The sequence below is a fragment of the Maribacter flavus genome, from assembly GCF_008386635.1.
GTDB lineage: Bacteria > Bacteroidota > Bacteroidia > Flavobacteriales > Flavobacteriaceae > Maribacter > Maribacter flavus.
In genome coordinates, this window is record NZ_VUOE01000003.1 from 138,060 (window position 1) to 158,366 (window position 20,307).

15 protein-coding genes and 1 riboswitch are annotated in these 20,307 nt (G+C 44.0%); of the genes, 13 read left to right on the forward strand and 2 right to left on the reverse strand.

Features of this window, described 5'->3' with window-relative positions; genetic code table 11:
• The first annotated feature begins 17 nt into the window (after positions 1 to 17).
• Together F0361_RS16740 and F0361_RS16745 are read left to right on the forward strand one after the other, a co-directional pair.
• Positions 18 to 545 (forward strand): inorganic diphosphatase, encoded by a 528-nt coding sequence (locus tag F0361_RS16740; protein ID WP_154920528.1) that lies wholly within the window; start codon positions 18 to 20, stop codon positions 543 to 545.
• A gap of 103 nt (positions 546 to 648) precedes the next feature.
• Entirely contained in the window at positions 649 to 3,072 is a 2,424-nt protein-coding gene (locus F0361_RS16745) for a sodium-translocating pyrophosphatase (protein ID WP_154920530.1), read from the forward strand.
• 83 nt (positions 3,073 to 3,155) lie between these two features.
• Here the strand turns inward: F0361_RS16745 and F0361_RS16750 are convergent, their stop codons facing one another.
• Complete coding sequence (locus tag F0361_RS16750; protein ID WP_154920532.1) at positions 3,156 to 3,857, reverse strand: energy transducer TonB; 702 nt, start codon at positions 3,855 to 3,857, stop codon at positions 3,156 to 3,158.
• Positions 3,858 to 4,027: 170 nt separating this feature from the next.
• Between F0361_RS16750 and F0361_RS16755 the strand changes: the two genes are divergently transcribed.
• Positions 4,028 to 5,053 (forward strand): App1 family protein, encoded by a 1,026-nt coding sequence (locus F0361_RS16755; RefSeq protein WP_246160921.1) that lies wholly within the window; start codon positions 4,028 to 4,030, stop codon positions 5,051 to 5,053.
• Positions 5,054 to 5,063: 10 nt separating this feature from the next.
• On the opposite strand, the gene F0361_RS16760 is transcribed toward F0361_RS16755, so the two are convergent.
• Entirely contained in the window at positions 5,064 to 5,678 is a 615-nt protein-coding gene (locus F0361_RS16760) for a deoxynucleoside kinase (protein WP_138259619.1), read from the reverse strand.
• Between the two features lie 331 nt (positions 5,679 to 6,009).
• Between F0361_RS16760 and metK the strand changes: the two genes are divergently transcribed.
• The 10 genes from metK (at position 6,010) to F0361_RS16810 (ending at position 20,299) form a co-directional block, all read left to right on the forward strand.
• Entirely contained in the window at positions 6,010 to 7,266 is a 1,257-nt protein-coding gene (metK, locus tag F0361_RS16765) for a methionine adenosyltransferase (RefSeq protein WP_154920767.1), read from the forward strand.
• A gap of 103 nt (positions 7,267 to 7,369) precedes the next feature.
• A complete protein-coding gene (locus F0361_RS16770; protein ID WP_154920534.1) occupies positions 7,370 to 9,310 on the forward strand; it encodes a CocE/NonD family hydrolase in 1,941 nt (646 codons plus the stop codon).
• A 202-nt stretch (positions 9,311 to 9,512) separates the two neighbouring features.
• A riboswitch (SAM riboswitch) is annotated at positions 9,513 to 9,628 on the forward strand.
• A gap of 142 nt (positions 9,629 to 9,770) precedes the next feature.
• Positions 9,771 to 11,051, forward strand: a complete 1,281-nt coding sequence (locus F0361_RS16775) for an O-acetylhomoserine aminocarboxypropyltransferase/cysteine synthase family protein (RefSeq protein ID WP_154920536.1) — start codon at positions 9,771 to 9,773, stop codon at positions 11,049 to 11,051.
• 61 nt (positions 11,052 to 11,112) lie between these two features.
• On the forward strand, positions 11,113 to 14,499 hold the full coding sequence (gene thrA, locus F0361_RS16780; RefSeq protein WP_154920538.1) for a bifunctional aspartate kinase/homoserine dehydrogenase I: 3,387 nt from the start codon (positions 11,113 to 11,115) through the stop codon (positions 14,497 to 14,499).
• Positions 14,500 to 14,717: 218 nt separating this feature from the next.
• Positions 14,718 to 15,881: a trans-sulfuration enzyme family protein gene (locus F0361_RS16785; protein WP_154920540.1), complete on the forward strand. Its 1,164-nt coding sequence runs from the start codon at positions 14,718 to 14,720 to the stop codon at positions 15,879 to 15,881.
• 398 nt (positions 15,882 to 16,279) lie between these two features.
• On the forward strand, positions 16,280 to 16,813 hold the full coding sequence (locus tag F0361_RS16790; RefSeq protein WP_154920543.1) for a YybH family protein: 534 nt from the start codon (positions 16,280 to 16,282) through the stop codon (positions 16,811 to 16,813).
• 216 nt (positions 16,814 to 17,029) lie between these two features.
• The gene (locus tag F0361_RS16795) at positions 17,030 to 17,716 is read left to right on the forward strand and encodes a uracil-DNA glycosylase family protein (RefSeq protein ID WP_154920545.1); all 687 of its coding nucleotides are present in this window, start codon (positions 17,030 to 17,032) and stop codon (positions 17,714 to 17,716) included.
• Positions 17,717 to 17,933: 217 nt separating this feature from the next.
• Positions 17,934 to 18,350 (forward strand): YybH family protein, encoded by a 417-nt coding sequence (locus F0361_RS16800; protein WP_154920547.1) that lies wholly within the window; start codon positions 17,934 to 17,936, stop codon positions 18,348 to 18,350.
• A gap of 91 nt (positions 18,351 to 18,441) precedes the next feature.
• A complete protein-coding gene (locus F0361_RS16805) occupies positions 18,442 to 18,921 on the forward strand; it encodes an META domain-containing protein (RefSeq protein ID WP_154920549.1) in 480 nt (159 codons plus the stop codon).
• Positions 18,922 to 19,030: 109 nt separating this feature from the next.
• Complete coding sequence (locus tag F0361_RS16810) at positions 19,031 to 20,299, forward strand: acetyl-CoA hydrolase/transferase family protein (protein ID WP_154920551.1); 1,269 nt, start codon at positions 19,031 to 19,033, stop codon at positions 20,297 to 20,299.
• Positions 20,300 to 20,307 lie beyond the last annotated feature (8 nt).

The following is a 20,307-nucleotide window of genomic DNA, read 5'->3' on the forward strand; positions in this document are numbered from 1 at the left end:
TTATTTTATACACGAACATGGCCAAAAAAAAAGACGTAACATTTGATGTTTTGATAGAGATTCCCAAAGGGAGCAGGAACAAATATGAGTATGATTTTACCTTACACAAAATACGGTTCGATAGGACCTTGTTTTCTTCCATGATGTATCCGGGGGATTACGGGTTTGTACCGGAGACCCTTGCTTTGGACAGGGACCCACTGGATGTTTTGGTTTTGGGCACTGAACCAACGTTCCCTATGGTGGTCATGGAAGTTAAGCCCATAGGTGTATTTCACATGACCGATGAAAAAGGACCGGACGAGAAAATCATTTGTGTTCCCGTGTCGGATCCTATTTGGAGCAAGAGGGATGACATTAGCGATTTGAATCCGCATAGGCTCAAGGAAATAGAACACTTTTTTCAGGTGTACAAGGATCTGGAAAAAAAGAAAGTGGACACCGGTGGCTGGGGCAATCATGAAGAGGCCATTAAAATCTATCATGAGTGTGTTACAAGGTATCAGGAGAGTGAGCACAAAGATAAGCGTACCTTTATGATATAGTTATTTTAAGGAATGTAAAGCCCCCTTTATTATTATAAAAGGGGGCTTTTTTTATTATATTCTATTTTACTACTTTAGCAGCCACAAAAAAATAACTAATCAAATGGATTTAATCGTAAAGTTTTTACCTGCTTTTGGCCTCTTGGCACTGGCATATGTTTTTATTAAGAGCTCCTGGGTTTCCAAGCAAGATGTAGGTAGTGAAAAGATGGCGAGAATAGCCAAAAACATTGCGGATGGAGCAATGTCCTTCTTAAAGGCCGAATACAAAATCTTGGCCGTTTTTGTAGCTGCCGTGGCAGTTTTATTGTTTTTTAAGGGGACCAATGAAGTTGGCTCCAACGGTATGGTGGCCGTATCCTTTATTGTAGGTGCTATATGCTCCGCCTTGGCCGGATTCATTGGAATGAAGGTCGCTACCAAGGCCAATGTTAGGACCACGCAGGCCGCTAGGACTTCTTTAGGAAAGGCCTTGGAGGTCGCTTTTGCAGGCGGTGCCGTTATGGGACTTGGTGTTGTAGGATTGGGAGTATTAGGTTTGAGCGGTCTTTTTATGATATATAGTGGTCAAGGTTGGTCCTTGGGTGAAGTTTTGAACGTATTGTCAGGTTTCTCTTTGGGAGCTTCTTCCATCGCGCTTTTTGCACGTGTTGGTGGCGGTATCTATACTAAGGCAGCGGATGTAGGAGCGGATTTGGTTGGTAAGGTAGAAGCGGGTATTCCAGAGGATCACCCTTTGAATCCTGCTACCATTGCGGATAACGTAGGTGATAATGTTGGGGACGTTGCCGGTATGGGCGCGGATTTGTTTGAGTCCTATGTGGGTTCTATCATCGGTACCATGGTATTGGGAGCCGCTTTTGTTCAGATTCCCGCTTTTGCAGGTTCGTTCGATGGTCTTGGTGCCGTGTATCTTCCATTGGTACTGGCAGCTGTCGGTATCATTATGTCCATCATTGGAACCTTCTTCGTTAAGGTAAAGGATGGCGGAAATCCACAGACTGCATTGAACATTGGGGAATTTGGATCCGCTGGTCTGATGTTGGTCGCCTGTTATTTTATAATTACCAATATGTTACCGGAAAGCTGGACTTTTGGGGGTGTAGAGTATGGTTCAATAGGTGTTTTCATAGCCGTATTGGCCGGACTCGTGGCCGGACTTGCCGTAGGTAAGGTTACCGAATATTACACGGGAACAGGTACAAAACCTGTTAATAGCATTGTAAGACAGTCCGAAACTGGAGCTGCTACGAACATTATCTCTGGATTAGGTGTGGGTATGATGTCCACGATGTTCCCTATTCTTTTGATTGCCGCTGCGATTTTGGTTTCCTATCATTTTGCGGGATTATACGGTATTGCGATTGCTGCCGTAGGGATGTTGGCCAATACGGGAATCCAATTGGCCGTGGATGCCTACGGACCCATTTCCGATAACGCAGGTGGTATTGCCGAAATGGCCGAATTGCCTAGCGAGGTTAGGGAACGTACCGATAAATTGGATGCGGTAGGAAACACTACGGCAGCTATTGGAAAGGGATTCGCAATTGCTTCTGCAGCCTTGACTGCCTTGGCCCTTTTTGCTGCTTTTATGCAAACGGCTAATGTAACGGCAATCGATGTTTCAAAACCGACTGTAATGGCCGGTCTACTGGTTGGTGGTATGTTACCATTCGTATTTTCTGCATTATCGATGAATGCGGTGGGCCGTGCGGCTATGGCCATGATCGAGGAGGTTCGTAGACAGTTTAGGGATATCCCCCAATTAAAGGCTGCCTTGGAGGTTATGAGAGCGGTGGATTCCGATATGTCCAAAGCTACCGAAGCCCAGAGAGCTACTTTTGATGCAGCCGATGGTGTTGCGGAATATGATAAGTGTGTGGCCATTTCTACACAGGCCTCCATTAAGGAAATGGTATTGCCAGGTCTTTTGGCCATTGCAGTTCCTGTTGCCGTTGGTTTTATAGGTGGTGCCGAAATGTTGGGCGGACTTTTGGCAGGTGTAACTACTTGTGGAGTTTTGATGGCCATCTTCCAGTCCAATGCCGGTGGTGCTTGGGATAACGCTAAAAAAACCATAGAAAGTGACGGACGTAAAGGTACGGACGCCCATAAAGCGGCGGTTGTAGGTGATACGGTAGGAGATCCTTTCAAGGATACTTCAGGTCCTTCCTTGAATATTCTTTTGAAGTTAATGTCCGTTGTGGCTTTGGTAATTGCGCCAAGTATTGCAATGAGCGGCGATAGCATGACGGCTTATAACGAAGAGAAAATCGCTACCGAAGTTGTTGCAAAGCAAGTTGAAAAACAAGTTGAGGTAAAAATGGAAAAAACTGGAGATACCATGGTAAAGGCTACTGTGGTGACTACTTTAACCGAAAATGGTCAAAAGTCCATAAGCGAGCAAGTTTTTGAAGGAACTGAGGAGGAAGTGAAAGCCAAAATCGAGGCCTTCAACAAATCTAGTGAAGGTGTTAAAGTCCAAATCGAAAAAGTAGTCGAAGAGGTTAAGGAAGAAGTTCAGTAAGACCTTTTTATTTAATTATTTCTAAAATAGTAACGGTCCTGCCATTATTGGCGGGACCGTTTTATTTTTTGTATGCCGAAGTATTACTGAAGTTTAAAATGAATGGGAATACTAAAAGAGACCTTTACAGGAGTTCCTCTTTGTTTTCCTGGGGTCATTTTAGGAAGTTTTGAAAGAATGCGAATAGCTTCTTCCTCCAAAATTTTATGGGGTCCTCTTTTTTGTATGGTTCCAATAGATCCATCGCTTTTGATTTCAAACTGGGTACTGACCCTACCCTGAATCCCCATTTCTTGGGCCATTTCTGGATAACGGAAGTTTTTTTGGATATGCTTTTGCATCATTTCGTTAAAACATTCCCGTTTGTCCTTGGCATTTTCGCAACCTGGGAAAACGGGCACATCTTCTATAGTTATCCAGTTTACATTGACCTCTTCCTCTATTTCTTCAACCACTAAATCTTCAGGTTCAATTATTTCGGTTTCGGTATCAGCTTCTGTAGATAATATTTCAGTTTCATCAATTTCAACATCGTTGTCTTCCACTTTTATTTCAGGGGGAAGCACTTGTTTAATTTTGGGTCTTTCAATCTTAAATATTTCTAGCGGTTCTTCATCTATTTCAATTGGAGCAACATTCATGCTTACATCATAGATGGAGTTAGGTTCATACGTTTTCCATTCCAAGGCAACAAATGCCAGCCCTAGTACGAGCATGAGTCCTAAAACAAAGAAAAGGCCACTTTTTTTGTTGAGGTCTTTTTTCGGGTTCTTTTTTGGTTTCATCTTTTAAAAAATTGTGGCTTCCATGGTGCAAGCCTGATTATACATGCGTTTTGTTATGAACTAAAGCTATACTAAAGGACTCGGTCTTAAAATGGCCAATGAGTGAAGGGTCTGTTTGAATGAGTGAAAATCTACTAGCGATATTTTTACGGTAAAATTTTTCATGCCCAATGGAAAATGAATGTATTTTTGAGCATATGGGATTTCTTAAAAAGGATAAACTTCAGATTATCGCATTTAATGGATATGGGACTTCTCATAGATTCTATGTCCGTGGTAGGGCGCTGGAAGATGAGAATATCGACCTGGGGCATAAAGGCGCTTTTAAGTTATTGATCAATACCTGGAAGCGGTTCGAGACCGACGAGATTAAAAACACCCCAATACGAATTGCCATTGGCGATACCATCATCCTTCAAGGAAAGACGGACCATGAAGGATATTATTTGGTGAACGAGCAAGTGGAGAACCTTTCTGAATATGTGAACGGGGAAGGGTGGGTGAAATTTGAAATCTCCTTTCAGGACACCAAACTAAAAAGGGAAATAATAAACCAAAACCGCTTTCCCGGGGAAATGTTGATTCCCAGTGCTAAGGCAAAATTTGGGGTCATTAGTGATATTGATGATACCATCTTGCATACGGGCGTGGTCTCTTCCTTAAAGTGGAAAGTGATTATCAATACCATGTTTAAAAGGGCGACAAGCAGAAGGCCCTTGGAAGGGGCGGCGGAATTTTATCATCTACTTCATCAAGGCAAAGCTGGGGAAGAGGCGAACCCTATTTTCTATGTAAGCCATAGTCCTTGGAACCTATACCGATATTTGGAACTTTTTCTTACGATCAACAAATTCCCAAAAGGTCCCATTTTACTGCGAAGTATGTCCAGTTTTACCCGAAGAAAACGAAGTGAGAAACCCCAAAAGCAAAAGGAAATCACGGGAATCTTAAATACTTATCCGCAGCTTTCCTTCATTCTAATTGGAGATAGTGGTGAAAAGGACGCGGATATTTACATTGAAATTGCAAAGTTGTTTCCCAACCGGATAAAGGCCATTTACTTGAGGAGTGTATCGGACGGCCGAAGAATGGCCAGGGTATCCAATTTGTTCTCGGCCCACAAGAACATTCCCTTTTTAATGGTCAACAAAACGGAAGAAGCCATTGCCCATGCCAAGAAACAAGGCTTTATTTGAACTTTAAAGTTTAAAACAAGCCGTTTATTTCCGCATCGATTTTGTTAATTACTTTACCAAGATCCTCGGGTTTGTCCACGAAGTCAATTTCGTCCACATCAATGATCAACAATTTACCTTTATCATAACCGTGGACCCACGCTTCATAGCGTTCGTTCAATCGGCTTAAATAATCAATCGAAATACTGTTTTCATAATCCCTGCCTCGTTTGTGTATCTGTTTTACCAAATTGGGTATGGAACTTCTAAGGTAAATAAGCAGTTCAGGGGGTTCCACCAAAGATTCCATCAATTCAAACAGACTGGAATAATTTTTAAAGTCCCTATTGGTCATAAGGCCCATGGCATGAAGGTTGGGTGCAAAAATATGGGCATCCTCATAAATGGTACGGTCCTGTATGACGTCCTTACCGGTTTCCCGGATCTGGACAATTTGTCTGTACCTGCTGTTTAGGAAATAGATTTGAAGGTTAAAGCTCCAACGTTCCATTTGGGTGTAAAAATCATCGAGGTAGGGGTTGTCCACAACGTCCTCAAAATGCGCTTCCCACTTATAATGTTTGGCCAGTAATCTTGTCAATGTGGTTTTACCTGCTCCAATGTTTCCTGCTACGGCAATGTGCATTTGGTGTTATTTAACGGTTAGTTGTTCTGAAAAAGTTGTAGCGTACAATATACGAAGTATATTAACTTTCAAAAAAAATAGTAGTTGAAATGCCTACAATATTTTTGGAGTTTTCCATACCGGGAATTGGAATCATAAAAAGTATTTAAATCATTTTAAAAAGAAACTATTTTTATACTTTTGCCCAGAACTAAGAGGAAGGATTTGACTGATTGCAACCTCGTTAAAAATGCTAAAGCAGTTTTGTGTCGGGAACGTTTCCGGCGCTCTCCTGAGAAACAATACCTCCTTTAGTCGGGCAACTTCCAAATCCTTTTTAAAAGAAAAAGAAATGGCTTATTTATTTACATCGGAATCCGTTAGTGAAGGACATCCGGATAAAGTGGCAGATCAAATCAGTGATGCCCTGTTGGATCATTTTTTAGCTTTTGACCCAGAAAGTAAAGTGGCCTGTGAAACCTTGGTCACTACGGGTCAGGTAGTATTGGCTGGAGAAGTGAAAAGTCATACCTATTTGGACGTTCAGAATATTGCAAGGGAGGTCATCAATAAAATAGGATATACCAAAGGCGAGTACCAATTTAGTGGCGATTCCTGTGGCGTGATTTCCTTGATTCACGAACAATCCCAAGACATCAATCAAGGTGTGGACAGAGGTTCCAAAGAGGAACAGGGAGCCGGGGATCAGGGGATGATGTTCGGTTATGCCACAAAGGAAACGAATAATTACATGCCTTTGGCCTTGGACATTTCCCATAAAATATTGCACACCTTGGCAGAACTTCGTAGGGAAGGGAAGGAAATAAAATACTTAAGACCGGATGCCAAGGCACAGGTAACCATCGAGTACTCGGATGATAATGTACCGCAACGTATCGATACCATTGTGGTGTCCACCCAGCACGATGCCTTTGATTCCAACGATGAGGCTATGTTGGCGAAGATTAAATCGGACATCATATCCATCCTTATGCCTAAAGTGAAATCCCAATTGCCAGAGGAAATTCAGCAGTTGTTCGATGACCAGATTACCTATCATATCAATCCCACAGGAAAATTTGTTATCGGTGGACCTCATGGGGATACCGGTTTGACCGGAAGAAAGATTATTGTGGATACCTATGGAGGCAAGGGAGCCCATGGTGGCGGAGCCTTTAGCGGTAAGGACCCCAGCAAGGTAGACCGCAGCGCGGCCTACGCGGCGCGTCATATAGCCAAAAATTTGGTTGCTGCCGGCGTCGCCGATGAAATTTTGGTTCAGGTAAGTTATGCCATTGGGGTAGTGGAACCTACGTCTATTTTTGTGGAAACGTATGGAACGTCCAATGTCAATTTGAGCGACGGTGAAATTGCTAGAAAAGTAAGGCAATTGTTCGATTTAAGACCTTTTGCGGTCGAGGAACGCCTAAAGCTCAGAAACCCCATTTATTTGGAAACCGCTGCCTACGGTCACATGGGCAAGGAATCCAAAAAAGTGGTCAAAGTTTTCGAATCCCCGTATAATGGTCGGGTTGAAATGGAAGTAGAATTGTTTACCTGGGAGAAATTGGATATGGTGCAGGAGGTTAAAGTCGCCTTTGGGCTATAACAAATTTTCAATACTATTTACATAAAGGAGCTATATATAGCTCCTTTTTATTTTCAGGAATAACCATTCTTTCCTAGCTTTAAGGACAATTAATTCAACCATAATGAAATCTACCTTAAAGTATCTACTGACATTGTTCATTATTACTTCCTTTGCGTATTCCTGCAAAAGAACGAACCAAACTACGGAAACCGTTGAGGTTTCGGATACCTATGTAGCTGACAATTACACCAAAAAGGAGGTGGATATTGAAATGCGTGACGGTATAAAGTTGCACACCACCATTTATTCCCCAAAGGATACTTCCATAGAATATCCTATCATTATGCAACGCACCCCCTATAGTTCCAGACCCTATGGTGAAGGTCAGTTCAAGGAAGCTATCGCACCCAATAAGCATATGATGAAGGAGGGTTATATCGTGGTATATCAAGACGTGCGGGGCAGGTGGTTGAGCGAGGGCCATTATGAAAATATGCGGGCCTATATTCCCAATAAGAAATCGGATCAAGACATAGATGAAAGTTCAGACACCTACGATACCATAGAATGGTTGGTGAACAACGTGGAAAACAACAATGGCAGGGTAGGAATTTGGGGAATTTCCTATCCCGGCTTTTATTCCACCTATGCCACGGTGGATGCACACCCGGCTTTAAAGGCGGCTTCGCCCCAGGCGTGTATTGGCGATTTCTTTTTTGACGATTTCCACCACAACGGCGCCTATTTGTTGAGTTATTTTAGGGCGACGAGCGTTTTCGGGACGCCAAGGCCCAATGGGGATCAGCCCATTGATACGGCATGGTATGACCTTCCGGACCTGGGAACGGAAGACCAGTATCAGTTTTTCCTGGATGCAGGGCCCTTAAAAAATCTCGATCGATTTTTTGAGTACGAAACCGGAGATACCCCAAGGATGGCCATGGACGGCCAGACGGACGATTTCTTTTGGAACGAGTTAAAGGAGCATCCCAATTACGATGAACTTTGGCAAAGCCGTGGACTTATCCAACACCTGAAGGACGTAAAAAGCCATGTAGCGACCATGATTGTTGGGGGTTGGTTCGATGCAGAGGATTTGTACGGTCCCTTGGAAACATATAAAAACATTGAAAAATATAATAAGGACAACTATAACACTATGGTATTTGGTCCTTGGGACCATGGTGGATGGGCCCGAAGCAGGGGTAAGAACATCGTTGGGAATTATTATTTTGGTGATGGTATTTCGGAATTTTTTCAGGAAAACATTGAGACAAAGTTTTTCCAACATTTTCTTAAAGGCGATGGAAGCAAGAACAGTGGACTCCCCGAAGCCTATGTATTCGATTCCGGTAGGAAGGAGTGGAAACAATACGACACCTGGCCACCTGCAGGGGCCCAGAAGCAGGAAATGTACCTGAGCGAAAACCAGGAATTAACCACGGAGAAGCAGGGTGAATCAGGCATAGAGTTCGTCAGTGATATTAAGAAACCGGTACCCTATTCTGAGGATATTAAATCGGTTTTCACTCCTAGAAAATATATGACGGACGATCAGAGATTCGCCGCAAGAAGGTCGGACGTATTGGTTTTTGAGACCGATGTTTTAACAGAGGACCTTACCTTGGCAGGAGACATTATGGCGAATTTGAACGTGGCCACCACAGGAACGGCTGCGGATTGGATTGTCAAGGTTATCGATGTGCACCCTGCCGATGCCGAAAATCATGAGGAGATGCAGGACCATCTTAAAATGAGCAACTACCATTTGATGGTGCGTAGTGAGGTATTAAGGGGAAGGTTTCGGAACAGTTTCTCAGACCCGGAACCCTTTGTGCCCAATGAAAAAACGGCTGTAAATATTAAGCTTCAGGATGTATTCCATACAATCAAAAAGGGACACAAATTACAGATTCAGGTGCAGAGTACCTGGTTTCCTTTGATAGATTTAAACCCCCAAACGTATGTGGAAAATATTTTTAAGGCGGATGAAACCGACTTTAAGACCCAGACCCATACAGTTTTCACGGATTCCAAGATTGAGTTTACGGTATTACCGTAAGTATTTCAATCACTCCGACCCGATACTTCGTATCGCGCTACCTCCCTTTTCTAAAGGGAGGAGCTTTTTAAGTTTTGCCGTAAAAGGGAAAGAGGTTTAAACCTATCGTTTCACTAGGGTTTTGTTAAATTTTTAGGTTTGATTAGGATTTTAAAAGTTCCTGCCCTTATATTTGCCCCGTTAAGTTCAAACACGTATTGAATAGTTATCAAGAAAGGTGGAGGGATTGGACCCTTTGAAGCCTTAGCAACCCTTGTTCACCCGATTTTCGGAAACAAGAAGGTGCTACATTCTACCCCGTTTGGGGAAGGATAACAGTCATCGAAATTTCTTCGATTCACTTTCTTATAACTTTTTGATTTTATCGAACCGTATTGTCGGCAGGTTCGGGTTTGGCTTTTTTAATCAATTTATGATGTCCGCGATCAATCAAGGACTTAACTATTAAAAAACAAAAATCATGAGCAATCAAAAATTAGCAACGAATGCACTTCATGCCGGGCATGACACTACACAATCCGCAGGTACTAGGGCCGTACCAATTTATCAAACGTCATCCTACGTATTCAATAATACGGAGCATGCCGCGAATCTATTTTCCTTGGCCGAACTGGGTTTTATCTATACCCGATTGAACAACCCTACCAACCAGATTCTTCAGGACCGTTTGGCCGCTGTGGAAGGTGGAGTTGGTGCGGTGGTATTCGCATCTGGAACGGCCGCCATTTCTACGGGGTTGTTGACACTGTTAAAGGCCGGGGACCATATTGTAGCCTCCAGCAGTTTATATGGGGGTACGTTCAACCTGTTGAATGTGACGCTCCCAAGAATGGGAATCCATACTACCTTTGTAGATGCGTCAAAACCGGAAAATTTTGGGAAGGCCGTAAAGGAAAATACCAGGGCTATCTTTGTGGAGTCTCTCGGAAATCCTAAACTGGACGTCCTGGATTTAAAGGCCATATCCAAAGAAGCCAAAGCAGCGGGCGTTCCGTTCATTGTGGATAATACGGTAGCTACTCCGGCATTATTGAACCCTATTGAACATGGCGCCAATTTGGTTATCCATTCTTTGACAAAATATATTGGGGGTCAGGGTACGTCTTTGGGCGGTGCCATTATTGATGCGGGTACTTTCGACTGGGCCAATGGAAAATTCCCGGAATTTACCGAACCTTCCGCAGGGTATCACGGTTTGGTATATCATGAAGCCTTGGGAGCTGCAGCCTTTACCTTTAAACTGATTTTGGAAGGTCTTAGGGATTTTGGCGGTGCTTTGAGTCCGTTCAATGCCTTTCAAATTATACAGGGATTGGAAACCTTACCCGTGCGTATCAAGCAACATAGTGCGAATGCCTTAGAGCTTGCAGAATGGCTGCAAAGCAGGGACGAGGTCGCTTGGGTAAAATATCCCGGATTAAAGGGCGACGATTATTATGATTTGGCACTGGAATACCTGCCCAAAGGGCAAAGCGGCTTGGTAACCTTTGGGGTTAAAGGAGGATTTGAAGCGGCCAAAAACGTGACCGATGCTACCAAAATATTTTCGCTTTTGGCAAATATTGGCGATACAAAATCCCTTATCATCCATCCGGCGAGTACCACACATCAGCAGTTGACGCAAGAACAGCAACTGGGTGCGGGCGTGAGTCAGGATTTGATCCGACTTTCCGTTGGCCTAGAGGATATAGATGATTTAAAGGCCGATTTGGAACAGGCCTTTGCCGCAGCGAATATCTAGCGGTAAAAGAAACGAGTCAATACACGGCAAAACGCTGATAAATAGATAATTTTGGCATCCTATGCTACATCATTTACATATAAAGGAATATACCACGCTTTCAGGAGTGACCCAGGATATAGAACTGTCCTATGAACTGTTTGGGGCCAAGCTCCATACGGCTCCCATAATTTTGGTGAACCATGCCCTCACGGGTAATTCCAACGTTACGGGAGAAAATGGGTGGTGGTCCGCGTTGATTGGGGAAGGAAAATGCATCGATACGAAAAAGTATACCATTCTTTGTTTTAACATCCCCGGAAACGGATACGATAAGTTTGTCATTGAAAATTATAAGGATTTTGTGGCCGGGGATATGGCCCGCATTTTCTTATTGGGGCTGGAAAAACTGAACATTAAAAAGCTTTTTGCCATCATCGGGGGTTCTTTGGGAGGTGGTATCGCTTGGGAAATGGCGGCCATTAATTCGAATTTGACGGAGCACCTGGTTCCAGTGGCGTCCGACTGGAAATCGACCGATTGGCTCATCGCCAATTGTCAGATCCAGGAACAGTTTCTGGTAAATTCCAAACAGCCCGTACACGACGCCCGCATGCACGCCATGTTGTGCTATCGTACCCCCGAGTCCTTCAAGGAGCGGTTTAAACGTAGTACGAACGAGGAGCTTCAGGTGTTCAATGTGGAAAGCTGGCTGATGCACCACGGGGAAAAGTTACAGGAACGCTTTCAATTATCGGCCTATAAGCTGATGAACCAATTGTTGAAGACCATCGATGTGACCCGAAACGGGGAGGAGAACTTCATCAAACTTCAAAATAGTGCTACCAACATCCATATCATTGGAGTGGATTCCGACCTGTTTTTTACGGCGAAGGAGAACAAGGATACCTTTAAACAGTTGGCCCAGGCCAATAGTAACGTAACCTATGGAGAGGTACAATCGCTCCATGGTCATGATGCCTTTCTGATCGAGTTCGAGCAAATGGAAAAACTGCTCAGTTCCATTTTCAATACCAACGGAAAATCGGGAAAGGTAAAAGTCTTGAAATTTGGGGGCAAGTCCTTGAGCAACGGAGAGGGATTGGAACGCGTGTTGGACGTCATCGTTTCCAAAGTGAAGTCAGGCGAGAATATTGCCGTGGTGTTATCCGCACGTGAAAAAGCGACCGATCAATTGGAAAGTCTGTTGGATAAGGCCGCCAAGGGAAAACCGTACAAGGAAGATTTCGAGGCACTGGAAAATTACCAACAGCATACGTACGGCAATGTAAACCTTTCCAAGGAGTTCAAGAGCTTGGCCAAGTTGTTCGAAGGGGTTTCCTTATTGGGCGATTATAGTGCCAAAATCAAGGATGAGGTTTTGGCGCATGGGGAGTTGATTTCGGCTAAATTGGTGACCAAACTGTTGATTGGTAAAGGCATCAATGCCCGATTTTTGGATTCACGGGAACTCATTACCACCGATGCCACTTTTGGGGATGCCAAGGTGCTGGAGCATGTTTCCAAGGAAAAGGTGTTGTTGAAGTTTGCGGAATTGCCCCACGATGCCGTTCCCATCATTACGGGGTTTATTGCCGCTACCGAGGAGGGGGAAACCACTACTTTGGGAAGGAACGGCAGTAATTATAGTGCCGCACTTTTGGCCAATTTCTTGGATGCCGAAGAGTTGCAAAATTATACGCATGTCGATGGAATTTTTACCGCCAATCCGGATTATGTGAAGGAGGCCAAGCGAATCAGCAACTTGAGTTATGCAGAGGCGAACGAGATGGCCAACTTTGGAGCCACGATTTTGCATGCTAAGACGATTATTCCGTTGATTGAAAAGAACATTCCGTTGCGGATCCTAAATACCTATAACGACGATAACGAAGGCACTTTGATCAGTGCCAAGGCCAGCAAGGAAGGTATCCGCTCCATTTCGGTCATTGAGGATGTGGCCTTGATCAACCTGGAAGGGCGCGGTTTGTTGGGGAAAGTGGGTATCGATGCCCGTATCTTCAAGACTTTGGAGGCCATCAACATCAGTGTAAGCATTATTTCCCAGGGTTCTTCGGAGCGGGGAATCGGTTTGGTGGTGAAGCGCGACAAGGCGGAACGCGCCAAGCGAGCCTTGGAGAACGAGTTTTCGAGCGATTTCCAGAGTCAGGACATCAATATGATCAAGGTGGTAGCCGACGTATCGGTCATTTCCGTGGTAGGTCAGGATCTGAGCACCTTCCATAAACCTTTCAATGCCCTTATCAAAAACCAGATCGTACCGCTGTTGTTCAACAATACGGTATCGGGCAAAAACGTGAGTTTGGTGGTGCGGAAATCGGACTTGACCAAGGCAGTAAACGTGATGCATGGGCAGATTTTCGGGGTGAGCAAAAAGGTAAATCTGGCGGTTTTCGGTCACGGAAACGTTGGAGGAACACTGATCGACCAGATCTTGAAATCGGCCAAAAATATCGAGGCCCGAAAAGGTATCGATTTGAGAGTCTTCGCCATTGCCAATTCAAGAAAGGTATTGTTGGACGCTAACGGGGTAACAGGTCGATGGAAGACCAACATCCAAAGCAAGGGAAAATCCTATGAGGTCAAGGATGTCATCGAGTTTGCCAAAAGCAATCATCTGGAAAACCTGATCGTCATCGACAACACCGCTAGTCGGGATTTTGTGGCCCATTATTTCGATTTTGTGGAGAACGGCTTCGATGTTGTTTCCTCCAATAAAATTGCCAATACCCTTGGATTCGATTACTATCAATTATTACGTGAAGAGCTGGACAAACACCAAAAGCAATACCTGTACGAGACCAATGTAGGTGCTGGCTTGCCGCTGATTGACACCATAAAATTATTGCATTTGTCGGGCGAAAATATCACCCGTATCAAAGGCGTATTTTCAGGGTCCTTGAGTTATATTTTCAATACCTTTTCCGAGGTGGATGCCCCATTTTCCTCCATTATAAAGGATGCCAAACTAAAAGGCTTTACGGAACCTGACCCTCGGGAAGACCTTTCCGGGAACGATGTGGGCCGAAAGCTGTTGATTCTGGCAAGGGAACTGGATCTGAGCAACGAATTTACTGATATCAACATTGAAAATCTGATTCCCTCCACCTTGGAAAAAGGAGAGGTGGATTTCTTTATGGAACATATGGAGGTGTTGGACGATTCCTTCAACGAAATCAAGAGGAACCAAAAACCGAACCATGTATTGCGCTATGTGGGCGACCTGCATGGGGACTTGCAAAAGGAAAAAGGTATTTTGGATGTGAAACTGGTTTCCGTACCCAAAGAAAGTGCCTTGGGGCAGGTAAAAGGGTCTGACTCCATCATCGAAATTTATACCGAGTCTTACGGTGAAAACCCTTTGGTCATCCAAGGTGCCGGTGCGGGTGCCGCGGTGACCGCCCGTGGGGTATTTGGGGATATATTAAGGATTGCGGAGAAAAGTTGACTTTTAAGAAGAAAAGAGAAAAGAGAAAAGAGAAAAGAGAAAAGAGAAAAGTGAAAAGTGAAAAGTGTTTTTTTGCTAATTGCTAATTGCTAATTGCTAATTGCTAATTGCTAATTGCTAATTGCTAATTGCTAATTGCTAATTGCTAATTGCTAATTGCTAATTGCTAATTGCTAATTGCTAATTGCTAATTGCTAATCGCTAAAAGCCAACAACCAATGAACAAAAAATTCGAAACGAACGCTATACGGAATCAGTTGAAACGCACGGAAAACCTGGAGCATTCCGTACCTATGTACTTAACGTCCAGTTTTGTCTTTGAGGATGCAGAGGACATGCGCGCCTCGTTTGCGGAGGAGAAGGAGCGTAACATCTATTCCCGCTATTCCAATCCCAATACCAATGAGTTTGTGGATAAGGTTTGCCAAATGGAAGGGGCGGAGCAGGGCTTTGCCTTTGCCTCGGGTATGGCGGCCGTATTCTCGACTTTGGCGGCCTTGTTGGAGAGTGGCGACCATGTGGTTTCGGCAGCCAGTATTTTTGGGTCTACCCATTCCCTGTTCAACAACTTTTTTCCGAAGTGGAATATTTCCCACAGTTATTTTGATGTACATGATTTGGACTCCATAGAAGGACTTATCCAACCGAATACCAAATTGATCTATGCCGAAACTCCCACGAATCCAGGTGTGGATGTGCTGGAGTTGGAAGTGTTGGGCCAGATTGCGAAAAAACATAACGTTTTGTTGGTAATCGATAACTGTTTTGCCTCGCCCTATTTGCAGCAACCTATTAAGTTTGGCGCGGATTTGGTCATCCATTCCGGTACCAAACTAATGGATGGTCAGGGACGCGTCTTGGCAGGTATTACCGTGGGTAAGGCGGAACTGATGGACAAGGTCTACCGCTTCTCCCGAATTACGGGTCCTGCCCTTTCCCCGTTTAACGCCTGGGTATTGAGCAAGAGCTTGGAGACCCTGGCAGTAAGGGTAGATCGGCATTGTGCCAATGCCCTTAAATTGGCCGAATTTTTGGAAACGCACGACCGGGTAAACTGGGTAAAATATCCCTTCTTAAAGTCGCACCCAAAATACGATGTCGCAAAAAAGCAGATGAAGGCCGGTGGCTGTGTGGTCGCCTTTGAGGTAAAGGGCGGACTGGAAGCTGGCCGAAAATTCTTCGATTCCATAAAACTGTTGTCCCTCTCCGCCAATTTGGGGGATTCCCGTAGTATCGTGACCCATCCGGCCTCGACTACCCACAGCAAGCTGTCCGTGGCCGAGCGTGCCGCCAGTGGTATTACCGAAGGTATGGTCCGTATTTCTGTAGGTCTGGAGCATATTGATGATATAATTGCCGATATTTCCCAGGCGTTGGGGTAATTACAAATTCTTCAAAATTGTCAGTTCGAGTGATTTTCACTAGAAAATAGTATCGAGAACATTTTGATTTAAACGTGTCCTTCTCGATACAAAATTACAATGCGATTTCACTCGTAGTGATAAAAGTGTCTTGCCATTCATTTTGAGGGGCCGGGAATGGTGAGGAAAGTGCGTCTGGAAATCACCAAAGGCCTGAACCACAGCCTATAATTTTCTTTTTTTTACGGTAAATAGTTACTTTTTTTGACAAAAAACCTATATTCAATGACTTCCCCTATTATTTTTTATGAACCCATAAAACGCAGACTACGTTTAAGGACGGGCATAACTTGATCGTTTACCCGTTCGGAAAGTTTTTGAAAGTTGCAGTAACCGTTTATTAATAAACCATCTTAATTATGAAAAATCAATGCGTGCACTCAATAATTGTTTTATTTGTAATTTCCCTATGCTGGAGTTGTAAGGAATCCAAAGAAATGGAAATGCAATCTGGAAAAGAATATTCGGAGGAAATCAAAGAAATCATCATGGCGAAGAACGCCGAAATAGAAAAGTTGTATGCGGAGGGAATGATCGACTCGGCGGCGACCCATTTTGCCGAGGATTGTATCCAGTTACCGCCCAACCAACCGGCTATCATTGGGAATGAAAATTATAAAGCGGCTTGGAAGCAGAACATGCAATTCGGTACTTGGGAATTTGACCTGAACACCGAAAAGGTAAAAGCCAGTGGTGATTTAGCTACGGAATACGGCTCCTATTCCCTGACCTTTAGTCCTAACGAGAATTCTCCCATTCCGGCCATGGAGGACATGGGGAATTATGTGGTGCTTTGGGAAAAAATCGATGATGATTGGAAGGTTCTGTGGGATGCCCCGGTAAGTTCCGTACCCATGCCCATGCAGGCAACGGATTCTATCCCCAGCCAATAGCTCTCGCTCCCTCACGATTCCAATCGTATGGTCTTAAAAGAGACCATTTATAAAGAAACAAGGTAACTACTGGTTCGTAGGCCATGGTTTTGAATTATGGAAATAATTGTTCCACGGGTATTTTCAATTTTTTTAGGCAGACTAAAATCTCAAATTCCGAGTCGCTTTGGGGAACTGCGGATCGTTTTGTAGTTTGTCGGCTAAAATCATCCTAACATGACCACGTTTGCGGAGAAAGTAATCTCCTTTCATAAATATCTATGCTTTGACGCGCCCCTGGGGGAAAACATCCAGGTGATGAACCCCTTTTCGGAAAATGAAGCGGTACTCCACATATTGGAGCAATTCTATACCCAATTTTTTAGGGATACTCTGTCTCGACGTATCGTCTTGGGAATCAACCCGGGTAGGCTGGGAGCCGGGGCCACGGGCATTCCCTTTACGGACACCAAACGCCTGGCGGAGGATTGTGGCATAGAAACGGAAGCCATCCAGACGCATGAGCCGTCTTCGGTCTTTGTCTACGATATGATCAGGGCCTATGGCGGTAGTGAAAAATTTTATAGCCACTATTACATCAATTCCATCTGCCCGTTGGGATTCATTGAAAAGAACAAAAAAGGGAATTGGGTCAATTGCAATTATTACGATTACCCGGAACTGTTTGAAGCCACCAAGGATTTTATCATCACCACCCTAAAGGAACAGATCGCCTTTGGTATCGATACCTCGGTTTGCTACATTCTGGGAAAGAAGAATGCCAAATTTTTCAAGAAGATCAATGATGAGGCCAAGCTGTTCGATTCTTTTGTGGTCTTTGACCATCCAAGGTACATCGTTCAGTATAAACTCAAACAAAAGGAGGCCTATATTGAGCAGTATTTGAGGGGATTAGGGGCCTAGTTCCTTATTTTTTAGCATTAATTGTGTTAATTTTATTCCCAACAGATTCGGCGCAGAAGATGGCAACGGTGCTAATTTTGGCCTCTTTCCAAACCAGAACTGGTATAACCTTTCTGCTTACGTATTTTATTCATTTATAGTGGTGGTCACTGCATGTTTATCTGCTTTGGAAGACGTATCTTGATCTTAGAATGCGAAATTCAATCCATAGAAAACTATGACCGAAATCAAGAACTTTTTCACCATTTATAAGGATGCCGTTTGGCAGAAGGACGCCAAGGCATTGATAAACCTATATAGCCCAGAAATAGTGGCCTTTGATATGTGGGACCAAGGTTTTTATGGTTCATTGACGGATTGGATTCCAGAAATGGAGCATTGGTTGGGTTCTCTTGGTGAGGAAAGGGTTCAAGTGGATTTTGACCGTATCAGGCTTCATGAATCGGACACCCTTGGATTTGCCAGTGGGTACATTTCCTTCAAGGCTATTGCACCGGATGGAAGGGTCTTGCGGGAAATGATCAATAGGATTTCGGTCGGTTTTACCACGGAAAATGGCGGTTGGAAGGTAGTCCACCAACATATTTCGGCCCCGGTAAGTTCTTCAGACCTTACTGCTGTCCTGGAGCTTTAAATTGGAAAAAAATATAGATGGGACAATTGCATAAAGAATCTTTGTTTCCATAGAACTCTGACGCAACCATTTAAAGAAAAGTACATCTAAATTGAAAAGAACCATTAAGATGCCAATCCGCTATTTTTTAAAGAACCACATCGTTATTTTTCTTTCATTTATATTTTTCTTAGGTTGTTCCAAAGACGATGACAACAGTTCCGATGCACCGGTAGGCAGTTGGACGGTTGCGTACTTTATTACTGACGGCGACCTTAAAATTACCAAGGAAGATAATCCCACTTGGCCAGAAGTTAACGATGGTGAAATCACTGCAACATTCGGTGAGCCTGATGGAAATGGAAAAGGAACATTATCTGGGACCTCAGTAAGCAACTCCTATGCTGGAAGTTATACGGCGAAAAGTAATGGCGAACTGACCATTGGTTTCATTGCTTCTACGCTTGCCACTGAACCGGAATGGACATCCTTGTACAACATAAGTGCAGCACAAGAGTTTGAAATTAAAAATGGTCAGCTTTTTATTTATTACAATGACAGATTGAATGCAATCGTCTTTGTTCGAAACTAAAGCATTATTTTATTAGGTTTTAACCCAAACCGGTAATTCTTCAAAGCATGATTTCCTCATGTTTTAATCGCTGTATCGGGGCCATCTTTGAGCCCTTAAAACAGAATTCATGAACATAGTAAGTAAGGAAGAAGCCGTTGGTAATGTAAAATCAGGTGACCGAGTCTTTATCCAAGGTGCCGCCATGACACCCAATGCTCTTATCGACGCCCTGTGCGATAGGTACCTGGAACTTAAAGACGTTGAGATCATTTCCATCCATACGGAAGGGGATGCCAAATATACCGTGGAACCCTACAGCCAAAGTTTTAAGATGAACAGTTGTTTTGTGGTTCGCAATGTGCGAAGCGCTGTAAACAGAAGCTTGGGCGATTATATCCCTATTTTTTTGAGCGAAATCCATCTGCTGTTCCGTCAAGAAATTTTGCCCTTGGATGTGGCGATCGTGCAGGTTTCCCCCCCGGATGTACATGGATATTGTACTCTTGGAGTTTCGGTCGATGTAGCCCTCCCGGCCATTGAAACGGCCAAAAAGGTAATCGCCCAGATAAACCCTTTCGTACCCAGGACCCATGGCGACGGTATTATCCATATCAAAGACATCGATTGTGCCATTGCCGTGGAAAGTCCCATACATATTCATGGGGTCACCGAGGTTTCCCCTGTGGAAGCTGAAATTGGAAAACATGTGGCCGCACTCATCGAGGATGGGGCTACCCTGCAAATGGGCATAGGGAGTATTCCCAACGCTGTGCTCAACAATTTGGAGAAACACAAACATCTGGGCATCCATACGGAAATGTTTACGGACGGGATTCTTCCCCTGATAGAATCGGGCGTGGTTACAGCTGAAAAAAAGAAAGTAAAAACGGGCAAGATCGTCACCTGTTTTGCCGTAGGCTCCCGAAAACTATATGATTTTGTGGACGACAATCCATTGGTTCATTTTAAGGAAGCGGCGTATACGAACGATACGGCGATCACTCGTAAAAATCCAAAAGTAACGGCCATCAATAGTGCCCAAGAAATCGATTTGACCGGACAGATTTGCGCCGATACCATAGGAAACCGACAATTTTCCGGGGTAGGGGGACAAATGGATTTCATTAGGGGCGCTTCCTTGTCCAAAGGGGGGAAACCTATATTTGCCATGCCATCGGTTACCGCAAAGGGAATATCCAAAATAACACCCTATTTAAAACAAGGTGCAGGCGTTACGACCACCCGCGCCCATGTACATTATGTAGTGACGGAATATGGTACCACCAATCTCTTCGGGAAAAACCTGAAGGAACGTGCAAAGTCGCCTATAGCAATTGCACATCCGGACCACAGGGAGGAACTGGAACGCGCAGCTTATGAGCGTTTTAGAAGTTGATTTACATG